The sequence below is a fragment of the Enterovibrio makurazakiensis genome (assembly GCF_050336585.1).
GTDB classification, from domain to species: Bacteria; Pseudomonadota; Gammaproteobacteria; order Enterobacterales; family Vibrionaceae; genus Enterovibrio; species Enterovibrio gelatinilyticus.
Genome location: NZ_JAKJSE010000022.1, coordinates 1 through 19,574 on the forward strand (window position 1 = coordinate 1; position 19,574 = coordinate 19,574).

Sequence of the window (19,574 nt, forward strand, 5' to 3'; positions counted from 1 at the left end):
ATCTAAGCGCGAAGCGAGCCTCAAGATGAGTCATCCCTAGACCTTTAAGGTCTCTAAAGGGTTGTTGAAGACTACGACGTAGATAGGTCAGGTGTGTAAGCGCTGCGAGGCGTTGAGCTAACTGATACTAATTGCCCGTGAGGCTTAACCATACAACACCCAAGGGGTTTTAGCAGACTCAAAGTAGAACATTGAATGTGTAAGAGAAGCTAGTCAGACATTTTCCCAGATTTTCGTTTTTCGCTTAGGCGGGAAACACAACAAAATTTGCTTGGCGACCATAGCGTTATGGACCCACCTGATCCCATGCCGAACTCAGTAGTGAAACGTAACAGCGCCGATGGTAGTGTGGGGTCTCCCCATGTGAGAGTAGGACATCGCCAGGCTTCAAATTCGTTTTCGTCTTTTTAAGAAAAAGATGAAGGCAAAAAGATTAGATACGTGAGTTGAACGACATGTATCGGATAGACAGGAGACTGTTTATCACCGTGTGGAGCGGTAGTTCAGTTGGTTAGAATACCGGCCTGTCACGCCGGGGGTCGCGGGTTCGAGTCCCGTCCGCTCCGCCATTTATTAARAAGCCTCGCTAGCAATAGCGGGGCTTTTTATCGTCTGAGGGTTTTGGCGTTGTAAGCAGATCAGAGAGATTCAGGCTTAAAACGTCATGCCTGCATGAGCGATAATCCCTACGACCATCGCGACATACATGATGAACCCCAGCCCGTTACCAACCCAAATAGTTGGGTTCTTGTGATACAGCCCATATATGGTCCAGAGCGATGCAATAAACGTGTAAAGCAGCCATGTTATTAGCGATAAACCCTCAGCACTTTCACTGTGAGAGAAATAGAGTTTGTATATTTGCGGGAGTGTTGCCAGAGGGCTTATTAAACCCATTGCTAACATGAGTGGTTCTAGCGCTTTTCCTACTCTTTCTATAAATGACATTTTATGTCTGCCTGTAAGTGTCAATGAAGGCAGAATAGACGTCGTTGCGTGGAACTGACAAACCTTGTTGATTCATGCATGAGACGGAATTGATATTCGCCTAATTCTTGATGTTTTTCTCTTCTGCGATATCCCACAGCGCCTTAACTAAAGCGTTATCCAGCTGTGAGCGCAGGCTACACACCCCCAGCTCAAAAGGCTTGATGGGTGCCAGACGTAGCCGCTCAATCTTCTCCCTCACAGGACTGTTGTTGATGACAACATCTGGCGCGATACCCACCCCACAGCCCAAGGCAACCATGCTCACGATCGCTTCATGGCCAGATACTTGCGCGTAGATGTTGGGTTTTATCTTCATCTGCTTGAACCAAGTGTTGGCTCTTTCTCTGGCTGTACCTGCTTCGGGTACGATGAATGGAATCGCGTGCCAATCAGGCGTTTCTTTTTGTAGAGCCTCAGCAAAGCTACTGACACCCGCAGGTGCAATAACCGATAGCGGTACTTCGCTAATCGCTTTGAATGCTACTTTGGCAGGCAGTTGCTCTGGTCTTGCTGATATTGCGATGTCGGCTTCATCAAGAAGCACTTTGTCGATGGCTTGTGCGGGGTCGCCTGTGGAGAGCTTAAGCTCAATAAAGGGATGACGAATACGGAACTCTGAGAGCAATTCGGGTAAATGGCTATAGCTGGCAGTCACTGAGCAAAATAGGCGGAGTTCGCCTCGTAAGTCGTGTTCTGATGCGTCTGCTTGGCTTTGGTATTGCTGCCATTCCGACAGTATTCTCATCGCTATAGGTAATAGTTTTTTCCCAGCAGGCGTCAGCACAACACTTCTGTTGTCTCGAAGGAAAAGCTGCTGATTGGCTTCTTGTTCGAGCTTTTGTATCTGTCGGCTTAAGGCTGATGGACTGATGTGCATCGCCGCAGCAGTTTTTGAAAAGTTTTTGCTATCGCAAAGGTGGATGAAGAACTGAAGATGTTTGACGTCCATTGTCGATCTCTTATGTTGCATAAATTGCAATTACATGTTGTGAATATATCACTTTAAGCAATTTACTGCCTGATCTATTATGAACCCAATTCGGTGTGGCAGCTTGTCATGCACACATCGCTCAAGGACAGATTTTTCTTACGGAGTATTCGACATGTCTAACTATTTCAATACCTTGAACCTACGCGAGCAACTTGCTCAGCTGGGTGTTTGCCGTTTTATGGACAAAGCGGAATTTGCCAATGAAGCGGATTACCTAAAAGGTAAGAAAGTGGTTATTGTTGGTTGTGGTGCGCAAGGTCTTAACCAAGGCCTAAACATGCGTGACTCTGGCCTAGACGTGTCTTATGCACTTCGCCAAGCTGCTATCGACGAGCAACGTCAGTCTTACAAGAACGCCAAAGAAAACGGCTTCAACGTAGATAACTACGAAAACCTGATCCCACAAGCAGACTTGGTCGTTAACCTAACACCAGACAAACAACACACCAGCGTTGTTAGTGCTGTAATGCCATTGATGAAACAAGGCGCTGCACTGGGCTACTCGCACGGCTTCAACATCGTTGAAGAAGGTATGGAAATTCGTAAAGACATCACAGTAGTGATGGTTGCACCTAAGTGCCCAGGTACGGAAGTACGTGAAGAGTACAAGCGTGGTTTCGGTGTTCCTACTCTGATGGCCGTTCACCCAGAGAACGACCCACAAGGTGAAGGTCACGAAATCGCAAAAGCTTGGGCTGCTGCAACGGGTGGTCACCGCGCAGGTGTTCTTGAGTCATCTTTCGTTGCTGAAGTTAAATCTGACCTGATGGGTGAGCAAACCATTCTTTGTGGCATGCTTCAAGCGGGTTCAATCGTATGTTACGAGAAGATGGTTGCTGATGGTATTGACCCAAGCTACGCCGGTAAACTGCTGCAGTTTGGTTGGGAAACGATCACTGAAGCGCTTAAGTTCGGTGGCATCACTCACATGATGGATCGTCTTTCTAACCCTGCGAAGATCAAAGCATTTGAATTGTCAGAAGATCTTAAAGATCTGATGCGTCCGCTTTACAACAAGCATATGGACGACATCATCTCTGGTCACTTCTCATCAACCATGATGGCTGACTGGGCAAATGATGACGCAAACCTACTAGGCTGGCGTGAAGAGACTGCTGAAACTGCATTTGAACAATACCCAGATTCAGACGTTAAGATCTCTGAGCAAGAGTACTTCGACAACGGTATCTTGATGGTTGCAATGGTTCGCGCGGGTGTTGAGCTGGCGTTTGAAGCAATGACTGCATCAGGCATCATTGAAGAGTCTGCATACTACGAGTCACTGCACGAGCTTCCATTGATTGCAAACACTGTTGCACGTAAGCGTCTGTACGAAATGAACGTGGTAATCTCTGACACGGCTGAATACGGTAACTACCTGTTCGCAAACGTTGCAACACCACTGCTTCGTGAGAAGTTCATGCCAGGTGTTGGTACTGACGTTATTGGTAAAGGTCTTGGCGATGTAGGCAACGACGCTGACAACGCAACCTTAATTGCTGTTAACGACGCGCTACGCAACCACCCTGTAGAGTGGATTGGTCAAGAGCTACGTGGCTACATGACTGACATGAAGCGCATTGCGGTTGGTGACTAATTATTTCGCACTGACGAATTGAATACGAAAAACCCGGCGAAAGCCGGGTTTTTTAATTCTGGTTTTGCTTGAAAACCGACTTATTGAACCGCAATGATTATGCGTCAGATTTCTCGTTTAACTTCTGCTCGAACTCCGCCAACTTCTGCTCCATTTCACTTAGCTTTTGGCGAGTGCGAAGGAGGACTTGGGTTTGCACATCAAACTCTTCTCGACTCACTACATCTAGTTTAGCGAGTTGACCTTGAATCACTTCACGTACTTTCTGTTCAACGTCATTGCCCAGATCCTTCACTGGCTTTGGCATTGACTCATGGATTTGCTTGGCGATTTGCTCCAGCTTTTTGGGATCGAACATGCGTTACTCCTTATTTGATGCCGTTATTCTAAGCAACACGACTGCTTTTGTCGAAACTGTCTTTTGTACATTTGTCGGATGGCGATGCTTTTCTATACGTGAAAATATAAAAAGGGTCTCACTCAGAGACCCTTTATTTTGATGCGAAGATTCACATTGGCATCAGTACATTAATGTTTGCTGGCTTATGCCTTCAAGTCTTCTTCAAACTCAGGTAGCGGCTCATGGCGGCTAGCAAGGTAAGAATAGATGACAGGTAGCACGAACAAGGTAAACAGCGTACCAATCGCCAGACCTGCGACGATAACAATACCGATACTGAAGCGTTGAGCTGCACCAGCACCTGTTGCGTACATCAGTGGAATAAGACCCGCGATCATCGCTGCGGTTGTCATCAAGATCGGTCGTAGACGGACTTTCGCCGCTTCCATTACCGCGTCCATCTTGCTCAGGCCATTGTGGAGCTGTTCTTCTTTGGCGACTTCACAGATCAAAATACCGTGCTTGGTAATTAGACCAATCAAAGTAATCAAACCAACCTGCGAGTAGATGTTCATGGTCGCCGCGCCAGATGCCAACGCAATCAATGCGCCACAAATAGCCAATGGAACAGATACCAAGATCACCAGCGGGTCACGTAATGACTCAAACTGAATCGCCAGAACCAAGAAGATAACGGCCAAAGCCAGCATGAAGGTACCGACAAGCGCGCTACCTTCCGTCACGAACTGACGAGACTCACCTAAGTAATCATGCTGATAGCCCGCAGGCAGTTTTTCTGCCGCGATGTTTTCAAACCAGTTGATCACATCACCCATTGGCATACCTGCAGCGGCAACACTGATCGTGGCTGAGTTAAGCTGGTTGAAGTGAGGCAGTGAGCGTGGCTCTGCAATCACATCGATAGTAATGAGCGAGCCCAAAGGCACGGCATCACCGTTTGCGGAACGGACGTAGTAACCTTCGACAGACTCTGGGTTTTGGCGGAACTTACGTGCAACCTGCGGGATCACCTCGTATGAACGACCATCAAGGTCGATACGGTTAACATAACCGTCCGCCATCATGGTGCCCAAAGTAATACCGATGTCCTGCATGGTTACGCCATAAGCACCAGCCTTGTCTTTGTCGATGTTGATTTTCATCGTCGCAGAATCGAAGTTCAAATCCATGTCTGAGTAAACAAACTGAGGGTTGCTCTTCACTTCAGCCAAGATATCAGACGCAACTTGGAACAAGCTTTCGAAGTTGTTCGGCGTGGTAATAACAAATTGAATAGGCAAGCCTGAAGAGGCACCTGGTAGTTCAGGCATCTGGAAGGCAGTGACAGCCATTCCAGGAATATCCTTCACTTCCACACCCATACGCTGCACGACATCAGCCTGGCTGGCTTCACGCTCACTCCATGGAACGAGTGAGGCAATACCAAACGCCTGATTTGATTTAGGCACACCAGAGAACACTTGAGAGAACGCCACTTCAGGTTGTTCAGCCAGTTTCTGGTTCACTTCTGCCATGGTGTTTTGAATGTAATCAAGGTTGGCCGTAGACGGCGCTGTACCCATCATTACCAACACACCTTTGTCTTCAGCTGGCGCTAGTTCGCTTGGGATCAATTTGAACAGCATTGGTAAGCTTGCGAACACAATAACAGCGAAAGTGATGATCACTGGACGCATGCCCATCACGCCTCTCAGCATTGTGGCGTAGCGTTGAGTCATCGCATCAAGGAAATGATGGACCTTCGCTTCGAATTTGCTTGGTTGCTCATTGGCCTTAAGCATCTTCGAACACATCATCGGAGATAGCGTCAATGCGATGATACCGGAGACAAATACCGCACCAGCAAGCGTCAACGCGAACTCTTTGAACAGCGAACCGGTGATACCACCCATTAGAGCAATAGGGGCATATACTGCCGCCAGAGTCAGTGTCATCGAAATAACAGGCACCGCAATTTCTCGCGTACCAATGATCGCTGCACGGAAAGGCGGTTCACCGAGCTTGATATGCCGGTCAACGTTCTCCAAAACGACGATCGCATCATCGACCACCAGACCGATGGCCAATACCATCGCCAGTAGCGTCATCAAGTTTAACGAGAAACCGAATAGCTCCATCATCATGGCCACACCAATTAGAGACAGTGGGATGGTGATGATAGGGATCAATACCGCTCGGAATGAACCCAAGAACAAGGTAATCACAACCAATACAATCAATGCAGCTTCGATGATGGTTTTTACAACTTCATAAATCGATTCGTTAATGGCAACGGTCGAATCATAAAGGATGTTCATCTTGATGTTGCTTGGCATGTTGCGCTCAAGATCAGGTAGCTTCTTGAGTACATCAGCGGCAATGTTGATTGGGTTGGCTGTTGGTGCCGCGTTGATTGCTGCAACAACCGCCTCAGAGCCATTTGCTGTTGCGCGGTAGACATCGTGACTCTTCTCTAATGAGACGTCAGCAATATCACCAAGGCGAAGCACTTGACCATTCTGAGTAGCGACAACAAGACGTTTAAGTTCTTCCGTATCCGAAACCTGCGTATCTGCCGAGCCGTTGTATACCATATAGGTACCAATCGACTGACCCGTCGCAGATTGGAAGTTGTTGGCGTTTAACACGCCCATCACATCCGTTGCGGTAAGGTTGAAAGCCGCCATCTTCGCAGGGTCTAACCAGACGCGAAGGGCGTATTTCAGACCACCGTATAGGTCAATACTTGCAACACCGCTGACTGTAAATAGCTGTGGTTTGGTCACACGCTCTAGATAGTCAGTAATTTGGCTTGAGTCGAGCTCTTCAGACGTAAAGCCGATATACATCACCGCTGTCGTCGAGCCCGTCGACATCGATACCGATGGGTCCTCTGATTCGCCAGGTAGCTGCGCACGTACTGAATTCACCTTCGCCAATATATCGGCAAGGGCGGCATTCGGGTCGGTGTTGAGCTTCATGTACGCCGTAATTGTCGACGAGCCCAAGACAGACTCAGACGTCATGAAGTCGATGTTGTCGGCTTGCGCGACCGCTTGCTCAAGCGGCGTGGTAATAAAGCCCTGAATGAGATCAGCACTCGCACCGTAGTAACTGGTGGAAATGGTGACCACAGTATTGGTCATGTCCGGATATTCGCGCACCTGCATCTTGAACATCGATTGCAGGCCCAGCAAAGCGATCAGAAAACTGATCGATATCGCTAGCACCGGACGCTTTATGAAAATATCAGTGAATTTCATGGCGGCCTCTTACAGTTGTGGCAGCTCAGCCGGTGGGTTTAGGGCATCGCTTTCTACAACATTCACCTTAGCGCCGTTACTCAAGCGAACTTGACCAGACGTCACCACTTTGTCGCCAGCTTTCAAGCCATCAAGCACTTGTGCAATGTGACCTTTACGCTCACCAACTTTTACCACTTGCTGATATGCGCGCATTTCACCGTCTTCTTCACGAAGTACATACACATTCTCACCGTAAAGCGTGAAATTGATGGCGGTTTGCGCCACAACGATTTGATTCTCGAAGGTTGGCAAGATGATGTTGGCACGAGCAAACATACCTGAGCGCAACTGACCGTGGTTGTTTGGAATGTCAGCCTGTACTTGGATCAAGCCGCTTTGGTAGTTAACCGCAGGTTCAATCGCGCTGATTTTCCCGGTGAACGGGGTGTCAGGATACGCATCGACAGAAATGTCGATCTGTTGACCCAGTTTGATTTTCGCAATATCTGTCTGAGGAACAGTAAAGCGAAGGCGCATGATAGAGGTGTCTTCTAGGCGCACAATTTCATTGCCAGGCTGCAAGTATTGTCCAAGGAATACGTTGCGCAGGCCGACAATGCCATCGAATGGCGCATCGATAGTGCGACGGTCGATAGAAGCGTTGAGGCTTTCTACATCCGCTTGAAGTGAACGGAAATTCGCTTCTGCTTCGTCCAATGCTTCTTTGGAAATTGACCCTTTACGGAACAATCCTTGGTAGCGTTTGTATTTCGCTTCAGCTGCAGGCAAACGAGCTTGGGTACTCTTAAGGTTTGCTACTTCCACTTTAGAATCGAGCGCCAGCAGAACATCACCCGTTTTCACAGTTTGACCGGATTCGAAATTGATAGTTTCGATAACACCGCTCACTTCGCTGGTCAGCGTGACACCTTGATTCGGTTCGATGAAGCCGATTGCTTGGATGGTTGGTACCCAATCCGTCGATACCATTTCAGCAACAGTCACTGGGAACTCTGCTTCTGGCATGTTCTTAAAGGCTTCGTATTTAGCTAGGTTGTCATTAAGTTTATAGAGGACTGGCGCGGCCATAGCCGCCACAATGGCTAGCATAATTAACCATTTCTTCATGTAGATTGCTCCGATTCTTTATGAAGGCAAATTGCGTCCCAGCAAGCGTTGATCACGCTATCGAGTGCTGATTCGTCAAGGGATATAATCCCTTTCACCTGTTTCCGCGCTAAACAAATTGCCGGTTCAAGACCTATGCCGGACAGCACGTCGGTGGAAAGGGGTTTAAACGTTCCATCTGCGATCCCAAGTTGGAAAAACTGATGAACAGCAGAAAAAGCCTCTCTTTCTGTTGCTCTCTGCTCGCCATTGTTTTGGTAAGGCAGACTGTCAAACTGTTCTCGGTTAATCGCGTTGTCATCACGGCTGATCGTTAATCGCCAAGCGTTTAACCACAGCGTGACAAATTGTTGTTTCAAAGACATGTTATGACTGAAGCCTCCGAGCATCTTGGTCGCGCATTGGCGAACAACATGGCTCCTTAGCTGGCTTAACAAATCTTCTTTGTCCGAAAAGTAACGGTAAATTGTTCCCGCGGCGACACCCGCTTCTTTTGCCACCATCTGCATAGAGAGGCGGTCGAAACCGTGTTTTGCGAGTAAATGTTCCGTTGCTTCTAGGATCTGTGTTTTCTTATCAGACATAACACAGCGCTCTCAATGAATGAACGTTCATTCATTGTATGTTTTTTGATGCGTGGTGCAAGATAAAGTCGGCATTGAATTTATTGAGTTTTTTATTGAAAACGATATCGACGAGTGTTTCTGGGATACCTAAACAAATTTTCACTGAACAAGCATCTTGAGATTGCTGGGTATACAATACACGTGCTAACTATTGCCTAAATCATCGAGGACACCATGAAACTGAACCCAGCCCAAAATGACGCCGTCCACCACGTGTCCGGACCGTGCTTGGTATTGGCAGGCGCTGGCTCAGGGAAGACACGCGTTATCACCAACAAAATTGCGTACCTCGTACAACAGTGCGACTACAAAGCACGCCATATCGCAGCGGTGACGTTTACCAACAAAGCGGCGCGTGAGATGAAAGAACGTGTTGGTCAAACTCTTGGTAAGCAAGAATCGCGTGGCTTAACCGTCTCTACGTTTCACACCCTCGGGCTCAACATCATTCGCCGTGAATATAAAAGCTTGGGGTTGAAAGCAGGCTTCTCTTTATTTGACGACCAAGATCAAATGGCACTGTTAAAAGAGCTGACGGAAGATGAGCTAGAGGGCGATAAAGATTTACTCAAGCAATTGCTACATACCATCTCCAATTGGAAAAACGACATGCTCACGCCGCAGCAGGCTGAATCCGTTGCGATGGGAGAGCGTGACCAATTGTTCGCGCACTGCTACACCATGTATCAAAAGCAGATGAAGGCTTACAACGCATTGGATTTTGATGATCTGATCTTGATGCCAGTGATCTTGCTGAAAACCAACCAAGAGGTGAGAGAGCGCTGGCAGAGTAAGATTCGTTATTTGCTGGTGGATGAATATCAAGATACCAACACCAGCCAATATCAATTGGTGAAAATGCTGGTGGGGGAGCGTGCGCGTTTTACTGTGGTTGGGGATGATGACCAATCCATTTATAGCTGGCGCGGTGCACAGCCTAAAAACCTGTTGATGTTGAGTCAGGATTTCCCAAGTCTCAAAGTGATCAAACTTGAGCAGAACTACCGTTCAACCAGCCGTATTTTGCGCTCGGCAAATATCTTGATTGCCAATAACCCGCACGTGTTTGAGAAAACGTTGTTCTCGACGTTGCCAGATGGCGAAATGCTAAAAGTGCTCAAAGCCAACAATGAAGATCATGAAGCAGAGCGAGTGGTGGGGGAAATCATTGCGCACCGCTACATGCATCGCTCTGATTACAAAGATTATGCGATTTTGTATCGCGGTAACCATCAGTCACGTTTGTTTGAAAAAGCCCTGATGCAAAACCGGATTCCTTACAAGATTTCAGGGGGAACCTCGTTTTTCGCGCGTGCCGAAATCAAAGACATCATGGCGTATCTGCGTTTGTTAACGAACCAAGATGACGACAACGCTTTCCTTAGAATTGTAAATACACCACGTCGTGAAATTGGCCCAGTGACACTCGAAAAGCTGGGAACATACGCAAACATGCGTGGAAAAAGCCTATTTTCGGCCAGTTTTGAAATCGGTCTACAGCAGCACCTTACGGGACGTGGATTAGAATCCATTGAGCGTTTTACACGTTGGATCGTAGAGTTGTCTGATCAGTTTGAACGGGGTGATGCGGTGGATGCAGTACGCTCGCTTGTGCGTGATTCTCACTATGAAGATTGGCTGTATGAAACGTCTTCTAGCCCAAAAGCGGCGGAAATGGCGATGAAAAATGTCTCTGACTTATACAGCTGGATTGTGGCTGATCTTGAAGGAGACAATTATGACAACGAGCCGAAAACGCTGCGTGAAGTCGTTCAGCGTTTGACATTACGAGACATGATGGAGCGTGGCGAAGACAACGACGATGCTGACCAAGTACAGTTGATGACGTTGCACGCATCGAAAGGTCTAGAGTTTCCTTACGTGTTCTTGATTGGCATGGAAGAGGGTTTATTGCCGCATCAATCGAGCATTGATGAAGACAATGTCGAGGAAGAGCGTCGTTTAGCGTACGTGGGCATTACTCGTGCGCAAAAAGAAATGACCTTTACGCTGTGCAAAGAGCGTCGTCAGTATGGAGAGTTGATTAAGCCAATGCCAAGCCGCTTCCTTGAAGAGCTTCCTTACGACGATGTTGAGTGGGAGGAGAAGAAAAAACCTCAAACCCAAGAAGAGCGGATGGCAAAAGGAACGGCTGCCATTGCCAACCTCCGTGCGATGCTCAACAAAGATTAACTGAAAAGCCAGCGAAAGCTGGCTTTTTTAATGGGTGAACGAAGCGTATTGAACACATTAGACGAGGCCGGTTTCTTCCTCGGTTTCGTTTTCATGGATCTTGCGAATGACTTTGGCTGGCGACCCACCAACCAAAGAATCTGGTGGTACATCGCGAGTGACCACTGAGTTGGCCGCAATAACGGAGCGTGCGCCGATTGTCACACCCTGACAAATAACAGTGCTCCCGCCAATCCATACGTCGTTTTCCACCACAATAGGTTTACAGTACGTTTCCCATTGGCGTCTCCGGCGGTAGTCCAAAGGATGTGAAGCTGTGTAAAACTGGCAATTCGGGCCAATTAATACATTGCTGCCGATAGTGATTGGCGCGCCATCAAGCATCACTACTCCCATGTTCAGAAAAGTTTGATGGCCGATATGGATGTTCTTACCAAACTCGCACTGAAAGGGCGCCATCACCATGGATTCTGGGTCAAAGCTGCCAAACAATGCGTTGGCGATATCCGCGATACTATCGCTGCGTTGCTCATTGAGGGTTTTGAGAAGATGAAAGGCATTAGCTCGAATGGTGCTGATCTCATCGTCTATGCCATTAAATGCATGTCCTTGAGACATTTTTTCGAATTCGGTCATGTTGCGTGACTCGGGATTAAACACCCATACATTATGAGGAGTTTATGCAGATCTGTCAGTGTGATTACTGCCAGATTTTGGATGTCAAAAACAAAAAAGCGACCATGAGGTCGCTTTTATCGCGTATTGCAGTCCGTTTATAGAGACAGCATGTGATCGATTGCTGCCACGATTTCATCATCGGAACAATCCATACATGTCCCTTTCGCGGGCATGCCATTAAAGCCATTAATAGCGTGGCTTATCAGCGTATCTCTGCCTTGTGCTAAACGTGGTTCCCAAGCGGCAGCATCACCTGCTTTGGGAGCGCCTGCAGCGCCAGTAGAGTGGCAGGCCATGCAATAGGTGTTGTATACGGCATCACCTGCACGAGGGCCAGCAGGAGCCATTGCGGCTTCAACAGGGGCTTGGCCTTCTAAATAGACTGAGCCAACCGGTGCGATTCGCTCTGCAATGGCTTCTTCAGACATGTCTGCAGCATTTGCTGCGCCTATCAGAGACAGCGCGGCGATAGCTGACACTGCTAAACGTAAAAAAATTCCCTTTGCGCTCACGGTTTCACTCCCAATATGTTTTTGGCTCCGATAATTCGGGCGTTTTTTATGCTGTTAGTTATTTTTATCACAACTAAAGGGTCTTGATCGTCTAACTGGAGCGATCTTTTTAGCATTTGTGATAAGACTGACTACGAAGCTATGCCGTGATTAGGTTAACTCCGTGTAAACACTAAGTGATTATAGCGCTTTAGATTGTTGCGTTAAACCGTTATGATTACGCCTGTTAGTGCGGTTTTTATTCTGATTGGACAAAAACAGAGCGCTCGGAAAAAAAATTAAAAAAAGTGCTAGACGGCAAGGGGTGATATCCGTAATATGCGACTCCGCCGACAGGGACAAGCGCCCGTAGCTCAGCTGGATAGAGCGTTGGCCTCCGGAGCCAAAGGTCGCAGGTTCGAATCCTGTCGGGTGCGCCAATCCGGATACAGCAAGAAATTGGCAAAAAAATAATGTGGTGGCTATAGCTCAGTTGGTAGAGTCCTGGATTGTGATTCCAGTTGTCGCGGGTTCAAGTCCCGTTAGCCACCCCACTCGGTGAATAGCGCAGTTTGGTAGCGCATCTGGTTTGGGACCAGAGGGTCGGGGGTTCGAATCCCTCTTCACCGACCACATTCAGATTAAGCCCGCTCAATAGAGCGGGCTTTTTCGTATTTGTAGTTTGGAAAAGAGTTTAGATTTTGCCAATCCAAGGTCGGGTCGACGTGTCGAACCATTTGGAAGGCCGCCACGCTTGATGGCAAGCCCCACCGAATATCTCTTAATGATCACATTCAGATAAAGCCCGCTCAGTAGAGCGGGCTTTTTTGTCTCTTAATTAATACCCACACAAAATCAGCCTTTTATTGTTACCAGATAATCCGCCACATATTACGAAGAATGTTTTAATTCAATGAGATGACTTGTTAACAGCGACTCAGCATGATTTGTTTTGTCATCGTTGAGTAATATTCAACGCTGCGATGAAATGTATATGGTTAGTGTTTGCACGGATAAGTGTTTCGTTTATGACCATTGGGGAGTGACAGAACAGGAAATTATGTTTTCTTTGAAGTTTGTCATACTGAACAGCAGCCGCTGTCGTTAAATAAATGCACGATAACATCGGTATTTATTCATGATGCATGGATTGATGATTCGATGATTGTGCTGGAAAGGTGGTGATTTACTGGTCGTAAATGCTAGCAAATGTTTCGAATGTCACTACATCACTTAGTTTGTATCGCCTGGATTATCCATGCTCTCTATTCTGTTGTTAAATCCTATGTGTCGACTTATAAAATCAATTCGTTAAGTTTAACATGATGATTTTAAAGCATTTATTTATATCATTGTTTTTATATCATATTCGGTATCTTATGTCATGATGACTAAATATGCGTTTTGAGAGGGAAGGTATGGAATTTCGTGCTGCTTTGTTGATTTTTTGTGAAATCTTTGCCAGATTGATTTATCAACAAATTGCGCATCGAATGCGCAATTTTTGACTGGTCACTCTCATGCTTTTCGACATGGTTTGCTTGCAGCTCTAACTGACAAGCAGCCACCGTAAAACTCTTCGTAGGATGGCAAACATGTCGCTTACCTCTGAGCATGATGTGTGATTGATTATTGTTCACATCATATTGGAGCCAAACGATGAAAACAGGAATGTTGAAGCTGAGCGTAGCTTTGATCGCGTCAGCTGTGGCTGTCGGCGTTCAGGCAAAAACTTTGGTTTATTGCTCTGAGGGCTCTCCGGAAGGATTCAACCCATCGCTTTACACCTCGGGCACCACTTTCGATGCCAGTTCACGTCAAATATTTAATCGTCTTGTTCAGTTTGAACGCGGTACGACAAAAATCGGCCCAGGGTTAGCCGAGTATTGGACCGTGTCTGATGACGGGATGAAATACACCTTTAAATTGCGTGAAGGCGTTACATTTCACAAAACCAAAGAGTTCTCACCAACGCGTAATTTTAATGCTGATGACGTGATCTTTTCCTTCATGCGTCAGAAAGATGAAGGCCACCCTTACCACAAAATTTCAGGCGGCTCTTACGAGTACTTCAACGCCATGGAAATGGGTGACTTAATCAAGTCCATCGAGAAAGTGGATGACAACACCGTTGTCTTCAATCTTACACGCCCAGAAGCGCCGTTCATCGCTAACCTTGCCATGGATTTCGCATCAATCATGTCAGCGGAGCAAGCTGATCAGCTATTGAAAGCAGGCACGCCAGAGAAAATCGACTTTGAACCATCGGGTACAGGTCCATTCAAATTGGCGGGCTACAAGAAAGATTCCACCATTCGCTATTTAGCGCATCCAACATACTTTGAAGGCAAAGCACCGATTGACCGCTTGGTCTTCTCGATCACACCTGATGCTTCAGTACGCTACGCCAAGCTGCAAAAAGGTGAGTGTCATGTGATGCCGTACCCAAACCCTGCCGATCTCAAGCGCATGCGTACTGATGACGCGGTGAACCTGATGAATCAGGAAGGCTTGAATGTGGGCTACCTTGGCTTCAATACGCAAAAGAAACCGTTTGATGATGTACGAGTTCGCCAAGCACTAAATATGGCAGTGAACAAAGAAGCGATCATTGACGCGGTGTTCCAAGGTGCAGGTAAAGCAGCGAAGAACCCAATCCCACCAACAATTTGGTCTTACAACGATGCGGTCACTGACTACGCATACGACCTTGATAAAGCCAAAGCATTGCTGAAAGAAGCAGGTCTAGAAGAGGGCTTCACCACTAACATTTGGGCAATGCCAGTACAGCGTCCTTACAACCCGAATGCACGTCGTATGGCAGAAGTTATTCAGGCTGACTGGGCAAAAGTTGGCGTGAAAGCGGAAATCGTGACGTACGAATGGGGCGAGTACCTCAAGCGTTCTAAAGCCGGTGAGCATGACTCAGTATTGCTAGGTTGGACGGGCGACAACGGTGACCCAGATAACTTCCTTGCTGTACTGCTAGGTTGTTCTGGTGTTGGTGGTTCAAACCGCGCGCAATGGTGTCATCAGCCGTTTGAAGATCTGATCCAACAAGCGAAGAAAACTGCTGATGTTGCAGAGCGCACGCGTCTGTACGAAGAAGCGCAAGTGGTCTTCAAAGAGCAAGCACCTTGGGTAACCATCGCTCACTCCGTGGTCTTTGAACCTGTTCGCAAAGAAGTGAAAGACTACAAAATTGACCCATTCGGCGGTCACATCTTCTATGGCGTAGACATCGAAGAATAAGCACCATTCCAATTATGCGGCTGCGCTATGCAGCCGCGTTTTGCCTTTCTGGCATTTGAGCGAGTCGTTGTATGTTGCAGTTTATCCTTAAGCGATTAGGGCTGGTGATCCCAACCTTTATCGGCATAACCCTGCTTACGTTTTCACTTATCAGAATGATCCCCGGCGACCCCATTGAAGTGATGGCGGGCGAACGCGGTGTGTCACCCGAACGTCATGCGCAGTTGATGGCTGAGTTGGGTCTTGATAAGCCTCTTTTTGAGCAGTATTTCATTTATATCGGTAACTTGCTCCACGGAGATTTAGGCAATTCCTTGATCACCAAAGAGCCAGTGCTGAAAGAATTCATGACGCTTTTCCCCGCCACCATGGAGCTTGCCTTCTGTGCCGCTCTTTTTGCGATTTTGGTGGGTCTACCTGCAGGTGTTATTGCTGCCGTTAAGCGCGGTACCTTTGTCGATCACACCGTAATGACTGTTTCTTTGACGGGTTACTCCATGCCTATTTTTTGGTGGGCATTGTTACTGATTCTGTTTTTCTCTATTGGTCTTGACCTCACGCCAGTATCCGGACGCATGGATGATGCGACCTATTGGGTGGATGAAGTCACGGGGTTCATGTTGATAGATAGCTGGCTGTCTGGTGAAGAGGGAGCATTCGGTGCTGCTGTTCATCATCTCATTCTGCCTGCTATTGCACTTGGCACTATTCCACTGGCTGTGATCGCGCGGATGACCCGCTCTTCCATGCTAGAAGTGTTAGGTGAAGACTACATTCGTACTGCGCGCGCAAAAGGTCTGATGCCTTGGCGTGTTGTTCTTATTCATGGCCTTCGTAATGCCCTTATTCCCGTTATCACTGTGATTGGCTTGCAGGTAGGGATTTTGCTATCGGGTGCGATTTTGACCGAGACCATCTTCGCGTGGCCAGGGATAGGTAAGTGGTTGATTGAATCCATCGGACGTCGTGATTACCCCGTGGTTCAGGGGGGTATTTTGCTGGTGGCGACCATCATTATTTTGGTTAATTTACTCGTCGATATTCTCTACGGCGTTGTAAATCCGCGTATTCGACACGGTAAATAGGAGGGTGACAAATGACTGATACTACACAAACCACCAATCCTCCTCAGGAAAAGCAGCCGCTCACGCCGTTTGCCGAATTCTGGGCATATTTCTCAATGAACAAAGGGGCACTGGCAGGGCTGATCTATATCGCAGTCGTGATTGTGATTGCTGCGCTCGCACCTTGGGTAGCGCCCCATGACCCGACGGAGCAATTTCGTGACGCGCTGTTAATGCCGCCAGCATGGATTGAGGGCGGTTCTTGGAGCTACATTCTGGGCACTGACGATGTTGGACGAGATATTCTCTCGCGTTTGATATATGGGGCTCGATTATCATTACTTATCGGTTGCATGGTTGTCGTGATTTCACTGGTGATAGGCGTGTTCCTTGGCCTGTCTGCCGGCTACTTCGGTGGTATGGTGGATACCGCTATCATGCGCTTGGTCGACATCATGCTGGCATTGCCAAGCTTGTTGCTTGCCATTGCTATCGTTGCCATTCTTGGGCCTTCGATTTTTAACGCCTCCTTGGCGATTTCGTTTGTTTCTCTTCCTCACTATGTTCGCTTAACGCGAGCCTCTGTGTTGTCGGAAATTAACCGAGACTACGTCACCGCTTCTCGCGTCGCAGGCGCAGGCCATTTCCGATTGATGGTGTCTGTTCTCCTTCCTAACTGTCTAGCCCCTTTGATTGTTCAAGCAACCTTGGGTTTCTCAGCCGCAATTTTGGATATGGCAGCGTTGGGCTTCCTTGGCTTAGGTGCGCAGCCACCCACGCCAGAGTGGGGTGTCATGTTGGCTGATGCGCGTCAGTTCATTAACTCCGCGTGGTGGGTGGTGACCTTCCCCGGCGTGGCGATTTTGGTGACGGTACTCGCGTTCAACTTGATGGGCGATGGCTTACGTGATGCCCTCGATCCAAAACTCAAGCAGTAGGAGAGTGAGATGGCGATTTTAGAAGTAAACCAGCTCTCCGTGCATTTTGGTGATGAGAGCGCACCGTTTAAAGCGGTAGATAAAATTAGCTACACCATTGATGAGGGGGAAATCCTTGGCATCGTTGGTGAGTCAGGTTCGGGTAAATCCGTCAGTTCATTGGCGATCATGGGGCTTATCGATTTTCCGGGTCGTGTGAGTGCTCAATCCGTGGCATTTTCGGGGGGTAACCTTCTCGATATGCCAGAAAAAGAGCGTAAAAAGCTGACAGGGGCGGAAATCTCTATGATTTTCCAAGACCCAATGACCAGCTTGAACCCTTGTTTTACGGTGGGTTACCAAATCATGGAAGCCTTAGAAGTACACCAAGGAGGCTCGAAAAAAGAGCGTAAAGCGCGCGCAGAAGAATTGCTGCGCTTGGTGGGAATTCCTGACCCCGGCTCGCGCCTTAAAGTGTATCCACACCAACTGTCTGGTGGTATGAGTCAGCGCGTGATGATTGCCATGGCGATAGCGTGTAACCCACGTTTGCTGATCGCGGATGAGCCAACAACAGCATTGGATGTGACCATTCAGGCACAGATCATCGACCTGTTGCTCGATCTGCAAAAAGAGCAAAACATGGCGCTTATCCTTATCACCCATGATTTGGCGCTGGTGGCGGAAGCTGCACACAAAGTCATGGTGATGTATGCCGGACAAGTGGTTGAAACCGGGTCATCCGATATTATCTTCAAAGCACCCAAACACCCTTACACCCAAGCGCTCTTGCGCTCGTTGCCAGAATCTTCCGCAGGGAAAGATCGCTTAGATTCTTTGTCCGGCGTGGTGCCCGGCCTATTTGATAGGCCATCGGGCTGTTTGCTGAACCCGCGCTGCCCGTATGCGACTGACCTTTGTCGCTCGCAAGAGCCCGATATTCAAGGCCCTTCAGAGCGTGCTGTGAAATGCCACTATCCATTGAATGAGCAGGGAGAGCCAACGCGATGAGTGATCAACAAGCGCCACTGCTCGATGCGGTGGATTTGAAAAAGTACTATCCCGTGAAGCAAGGCATCTTCAAACCTGATGCTGAAGTGAAGGCGCTGGATGGCGTGTCTTTTACGCTAGAGCGTGGAAAGACCCTTGCAGTGGTGGGCGAGTCAGGATGTGGCAAATCCACGTTGGGACGTTTGCTCACCATGATTGAAGTGCCGACAGGTGGCACGTTGGATTTCCAAGGCAAAGATCTTCTTAAGCGTGATCCTGAATCGGATAAGCTTCGTCGCCAAAAGATTCAAATCGTGTTTCAGAATCCTTATGGTTCGCTCAATCCCCGCAAAAAAATTGGACAAATTCTTGAAGAACCGTTGGAAATAAACACCGATCTGAACAAAGCCGAGCGTAAAGCGCGAGCGCTGGAAATGATGGCGAAAGTTGGCCTGAAAACTGAGCACTATGATCGATATCCGCATATGTTCTCTGGTGGGCAACGCCAGCGTATTGCGATAGCCCGTGGTTTGATGCTAAACCCAGAAGTGGTGGTGGCGGATGAGCCAGTCTCCGCTTTGGATGTGTCCGTTCAAGCGCAAGTCCTCAACCTCATGATGGATTTACAGCAAGAGTTGGGCTTGTCTTACGTGTTTATCTCGCACGATCTGTCCGTGGTAGAGCACATTGCTGACGAAGTGATGGTGATGTATCTAGGGCGTTGTGTAGAAAAGGGCACGGCTGAAGTGCTGTTTAGTAACCCTCAACATCCTTATACACAAGCATTGCTGTCAGCAACGCCACGTCTTGACCCTGAGCATCGCCGTGAGCGTATCAAGTTAACGGGTGAACTTCCTAGCCCACTTAACCCACCCAAGGGCTGTGCGTTTCATGCAAGGTGTCGCCATGCCATTGATAAGTGTGCTGATGAGCAGCCCGTTCTAAAAACGTATAGTGATCGCCAAATTGCCTGCTTTGTGGTTGATGAACAGTTGTAGTTTATGAGTAGATAGGGCAGTGAATGCTGCCCTATCTCGACGAGATTTTGATCTGAAGAACACAAAATCGAGCT

The 19,574-nt window shown here is 47.9% G+C and carries 15 protein-coding genes, 4 tRNA genes and 2 rRNA genes; 13 read left to right on the top strand and 8 right to left on the bottom strand.

Annotated features, from left to right (window positions below; genetic code table 11):
* The 3 genes from L4D06_RS16875 to L4D06_RS16885 all read left to right on the top strand — a co-directional run.
* A 23S ribosomal RNA gene (locus tag L4D06_RS16875) occupies window positions 1–152 on the top strand; the annotation flags it as partial.
* A 118-nt stretch (window positions 153–270) separates the two neighbouring features.
* Window positions 271–386 (top strand): 5S ribosomal RNA (gene rrf, locus L4D06_RS16880).
* Window positions 387–492: 106 nt separating this feature from the next.
* Window positions 493–569: transfer RNA gene (locus L4D06_RS16885), tRNA-Asp, on the top strand.
* Between the two features lie 85 nt (window positions 570–654).
* On the opposite strand, the gene L4D06_RS16890 is transcribed toward L4D06_RS16885, so the two are convergent.
* Complete coding sequence (locus L4D06_RS16890) at window positions 655–948, bottom strand: SemiSWEET transporter (protein WP_274166973.1); 294 nt, start codon at window positions 946–948, stop codon at window positions 655–657.
* A gap of 100 nt (window positions 949–1,048) precedes the next feature.
* Window positions 1,049–1,939 (bottom strand): HTH-type transcriptional activator IlvY, encoded by an 891-nt coding sequence (ilvY, locus tag L4D06_RS16895; RefSeq protein ID WP_429740504.1) that lies wholly within the window; start codon window positions 1,937–1,939, stop codon window positions 1,049–1,051.
* 154 nt (window positions 1,940–2,093) lie between these two features.
* On the opposite strand from ilvY, the gene ilvC reads away from it, so the two are divergent.
* Window positions 2,094–3,578, top strand: coding sequence for a ketol-acid reductoisomerase (ilvC, locus tag L4D06_RS16900; protein WP_274166975.1), 1,485 nt, complete (start codon window positions 2,094–2,096; stop codon window positions 3,576–3,578).
* Between the two features lie 97 nt (window positions 3,579–3,675).
* Here ilvC and ubiK read toward each other — a convergent pair whose 3' ends face one another.
* From ubiK to L4D06_RS16920, 4 genes are all read right to left on the bottom strand, one after another.
* Entirely contained in the window at window positions 3,676–3,936 is a 261-nt protein-coding gene (gene ubiK, locus L4D06_RS16905) for a ubiquinone biosynthesis accessory factor UbiK (RefSeq protein WP_028025735.1), read from the bottom strand.
* A 185-nt stretch (window positions 3,937–4,121) separates the two neighbouring features.
* The gene (locus L4D06_RS16910) at window positions 4,122–7,181 is read right to left on the bottom strand and encodes a multidrug efflux RND transporter permease subunit (RefSeq protein ID WP_429740505.1); all 3,060 of its coding nucleotides are present in this window, start codon (window positions 7,179–7,181) and stop codon (window positions 4,122–4,124) included.
* 9 nt (window positions 7,182–7,190) lie between these two features.
* Window positions 7,191–8,252 (bottom strand): efflux RND transporter periplasmic adaptor subunit, encoded by a 1,062-nt coding sequence (locus tag L4D06_RS16915; RefSeq protein WP_420791250.1) that lies wholly within the window; start codon window positions 8,250–8,252, stop codon window positions 7,191–7,193.
* A gap of 35 nt (window positions 8,253–8,287) precedes the next feature.
* A complete protein-coding gene (locus L4D06_RS16920; RefSeq protein ID WP_274166978.1) occupies window positions 8,288–8,875 on the bottom strand; it encodes a TetR/AcrR family transcriptional regulator in 588 nt (195 codons plus the stop codon).
* 216 nt (window positions 8,876–9,091) lie between these two features.
* Between L4D06_RS16920 and rep the strand changes: the two genes are divergently transcribed.
* Window positions 9,092–11,110: a DNA helicase Rep gene (rep, locus tag L4D06_RS16925; RefSeq protein WP_274166979.1), complete on the top strand. Its 2,019-nt coding sequence runs from the start codon at window positions 9,092–9,094 to the stop codon at window positions 11,108–11,110.
* 57 nt (window positions 11,111–11,167) lie between these two features.
* Here the strand turns inward: rep and L4D06_RS16930 are convergent, their stop codons facing one another.
* A complete protein-coding gene (locus tag L4D06_RS16930; RefSeq protein ID WP_429740506.1) occupies window positions 11,168–11,746 on the bottom strand; it encodes a sugar O-acetyltransferase in 579 nt (192 codons plus the stop codon).
* 137 nt (window positions 11,747–11,883) lie between these two features.
* Entirely contained in the window at window positions 11,884–12,300 is a 417-nt protein-coding gene (locus L4D06_RS16935) for a c-type cytochrome (RefSeq protein WP_274166981.1), read from the bottom strand.
* 342 nt (window positions 12,301–12,642) lie between these two features.
* On the opposite strand from L4D06_RS16935, the gene L4D06_RS16940 reads away from it, so the two are divergent.
* From L4D06_RS16940 to L4D06_RS16975, 8 genes are all read left to right on the top strand, one after another.
* Window positions 12,643–12,719: transfer RNA gene (locus L4D06_RS16940), tRNA-Arg, on the top strand.
* Window positions 12,720–12,757: 38 nt separating this feature from the next.
* Window positions 12,758–12,833, top strand: a tRNA-His gene (locus L4D06_RS16945).
* 2 nt (window positions 12,834–12,835) lie between these two features.
* Window positions 12,836–12,912 (top strand) — tRNA-Pro (locus L4D06_RS16950).
* A gap of 1,026 nt (window positions 12,913–13,938) precedes the next feature.
* Complete coding sequence (locus L4D06_RS16955) at window positions 13,939–15,531, top strand: ABC transporter substrate-binding protein (protein ID WP_429740507.1); 1,593 nt, start codon at window positions 13,939–13,941, stop codon at window positions 15,529–15,531.
* 71 nt (window positions 15,532–15,602) lie between these two features.
* Window positions 15,603–16,616: an ABC transporter permease subunit gene (locus L4D06_RS16960; RefSeq protein ID WP_274166983.1), complete on the top strand. Its 1,014-nt coding sequence runs from the start codon at window positions 15,603–15,605 to the stop codon at window positions 16,614–16,616.
* 11 nt (window positions 16,617–16,627) lie between these two features.
* Window positions 16,628–17,533: a dipeptide ABC transporter permease DppC gene (gene dppC / locus L4D06_RS16965; RefSeq protein ID WP_274166984.1), complete on the top strand. Its 906-nt coding sequence runs from the start codon at window positions 16,628–16,630 to the stop codon at window positions 17,531–17,533.
* A gap of 9 nt (window positions 17,534–17,542) precedes the next feature.
* Window positions 17,543–18,523 carry a dipeptide ABC transporter ATP-binding protein gene (gene dppD, locus L4D06_RS16970; RefSeq protein WP_274166985.1) on the top strand — a complete coding sequence of 327 codons (981 nt, stop codon included), beginning with the start codon at window positions 17,543–17,545 and terminating at the stop codon, window positions 18,521–18,523.
* Window positions 18,520–19,500, top strand: a complete 981-nt coding sequence (locus L4D06_RS16975; RefSeq protein ID WP_429740508.1) for a peptide ABC transporter ATP-binding protein — start codon at window positions 18,520–18,522, stop codon at window positions 19,498–19,500. Before dppD ends, L4D06_RS16975 begins: the two co-directional genes overlap by 4 nt.
* The last annotated feature ends 74 nt before the right edge of the window (window positions 19,501–19,574 follow it).

Bases quoted from the DNA above. Each gene is read 5' to 3' on its own strand.
- L4D06_RS16975 (WP_429740508.1), top strand. From the start codon at position 18,520: ATGAGTGATCAACAAGCGCCACTGCTCGATGCGGTGGATTTGAAAAAG.
- L4D06_RS16955 (WP_429740507.1), top strand. From the start codon at position 13,939: ATGAAAACAGGAATGTTGAAGCTGAGCGTAGCTTTGATCGCGTCAGCT.
- L4D06_RS16930 (WP_429740506.1), bottom strand. From the start codon at position 11,746: ATGACCGAATTCGAAAAAATGTCTCAAGGACATGCATTTAATGGCATA.
- L4D06_RS16960 (WP_274166983.1), top strand. From the start codon at position 15,603: ATGTTGCAGTTTATCCTTAAGCGATTAGGGCTGGTGATCCCAACCTTT.
- ubiK (WP_028025735.1), bottom strand. From the start codon at position 3,936: ATGTTCGATCCCAAAAAGCTGGAGCAAATCGCCAAGCAAATCCATGAG.
- dppD (WP_274166985.1), top strand. From the start codon at position 17,543: ATGGCGATTTTAGAAGTAAACCAGCTCTCCGTGCATTTTGGTGATGAG.
- L4D06_RS16910 (WP_429740505.1), bottom strand. From the start codon at position 7,181: ATGAAATTCACTGATATTTTCATAAAGCGTCCGGTGCTAGCGATATCG.
- L4D06_RS16915 (WP_420791250.1), bottom strand. From the start codon at position 8,252: ATGGCCGCGCCAGTCCTCTATAAACTTAATGACAACCTAGCTAAATAC.
- L4D06_RS16920 (WP_274166978.1), bottom strand. From the start codon at position 8,875: ATGTCTGATAAGAAAACACAGATCCTAGAAGCAACGGAACATTTACTC.
- dppC (WP_274166984.1), top strand. From the start codon at position 16,628: ATGACTGATACTACACAAACCACCAATCCTCCTCAGGAAAAGCAGCCG.
- ilvC (WP_274166975.1), top strand. From the start codon at position 2,094: ATGTCTAACTATTTCAATACCTTGAACCTACGCGAGCAACTTGCTCAG.
- rep (WP_274166979.1), top strand. From the start codon at position 9,092: ATGAAACTGAACCCAGCCCAAAATGACGCCGTCCACCACGTGTCCGGA.
- L4D06_RS16890 (WP_274166973.1), bottom strand. From the start codon at position 948: ATGTCATTTATAGAAAGAGTAGGAAAAGCGCTAGAACCACTCATGTTA.
- ilvY (WP_429740504.1), bottom strand. From the start codon at position 1,939: ATGGACGTCAAACATCTTCAGTTCTTCATCCACCTTTGCGATAGCAAA.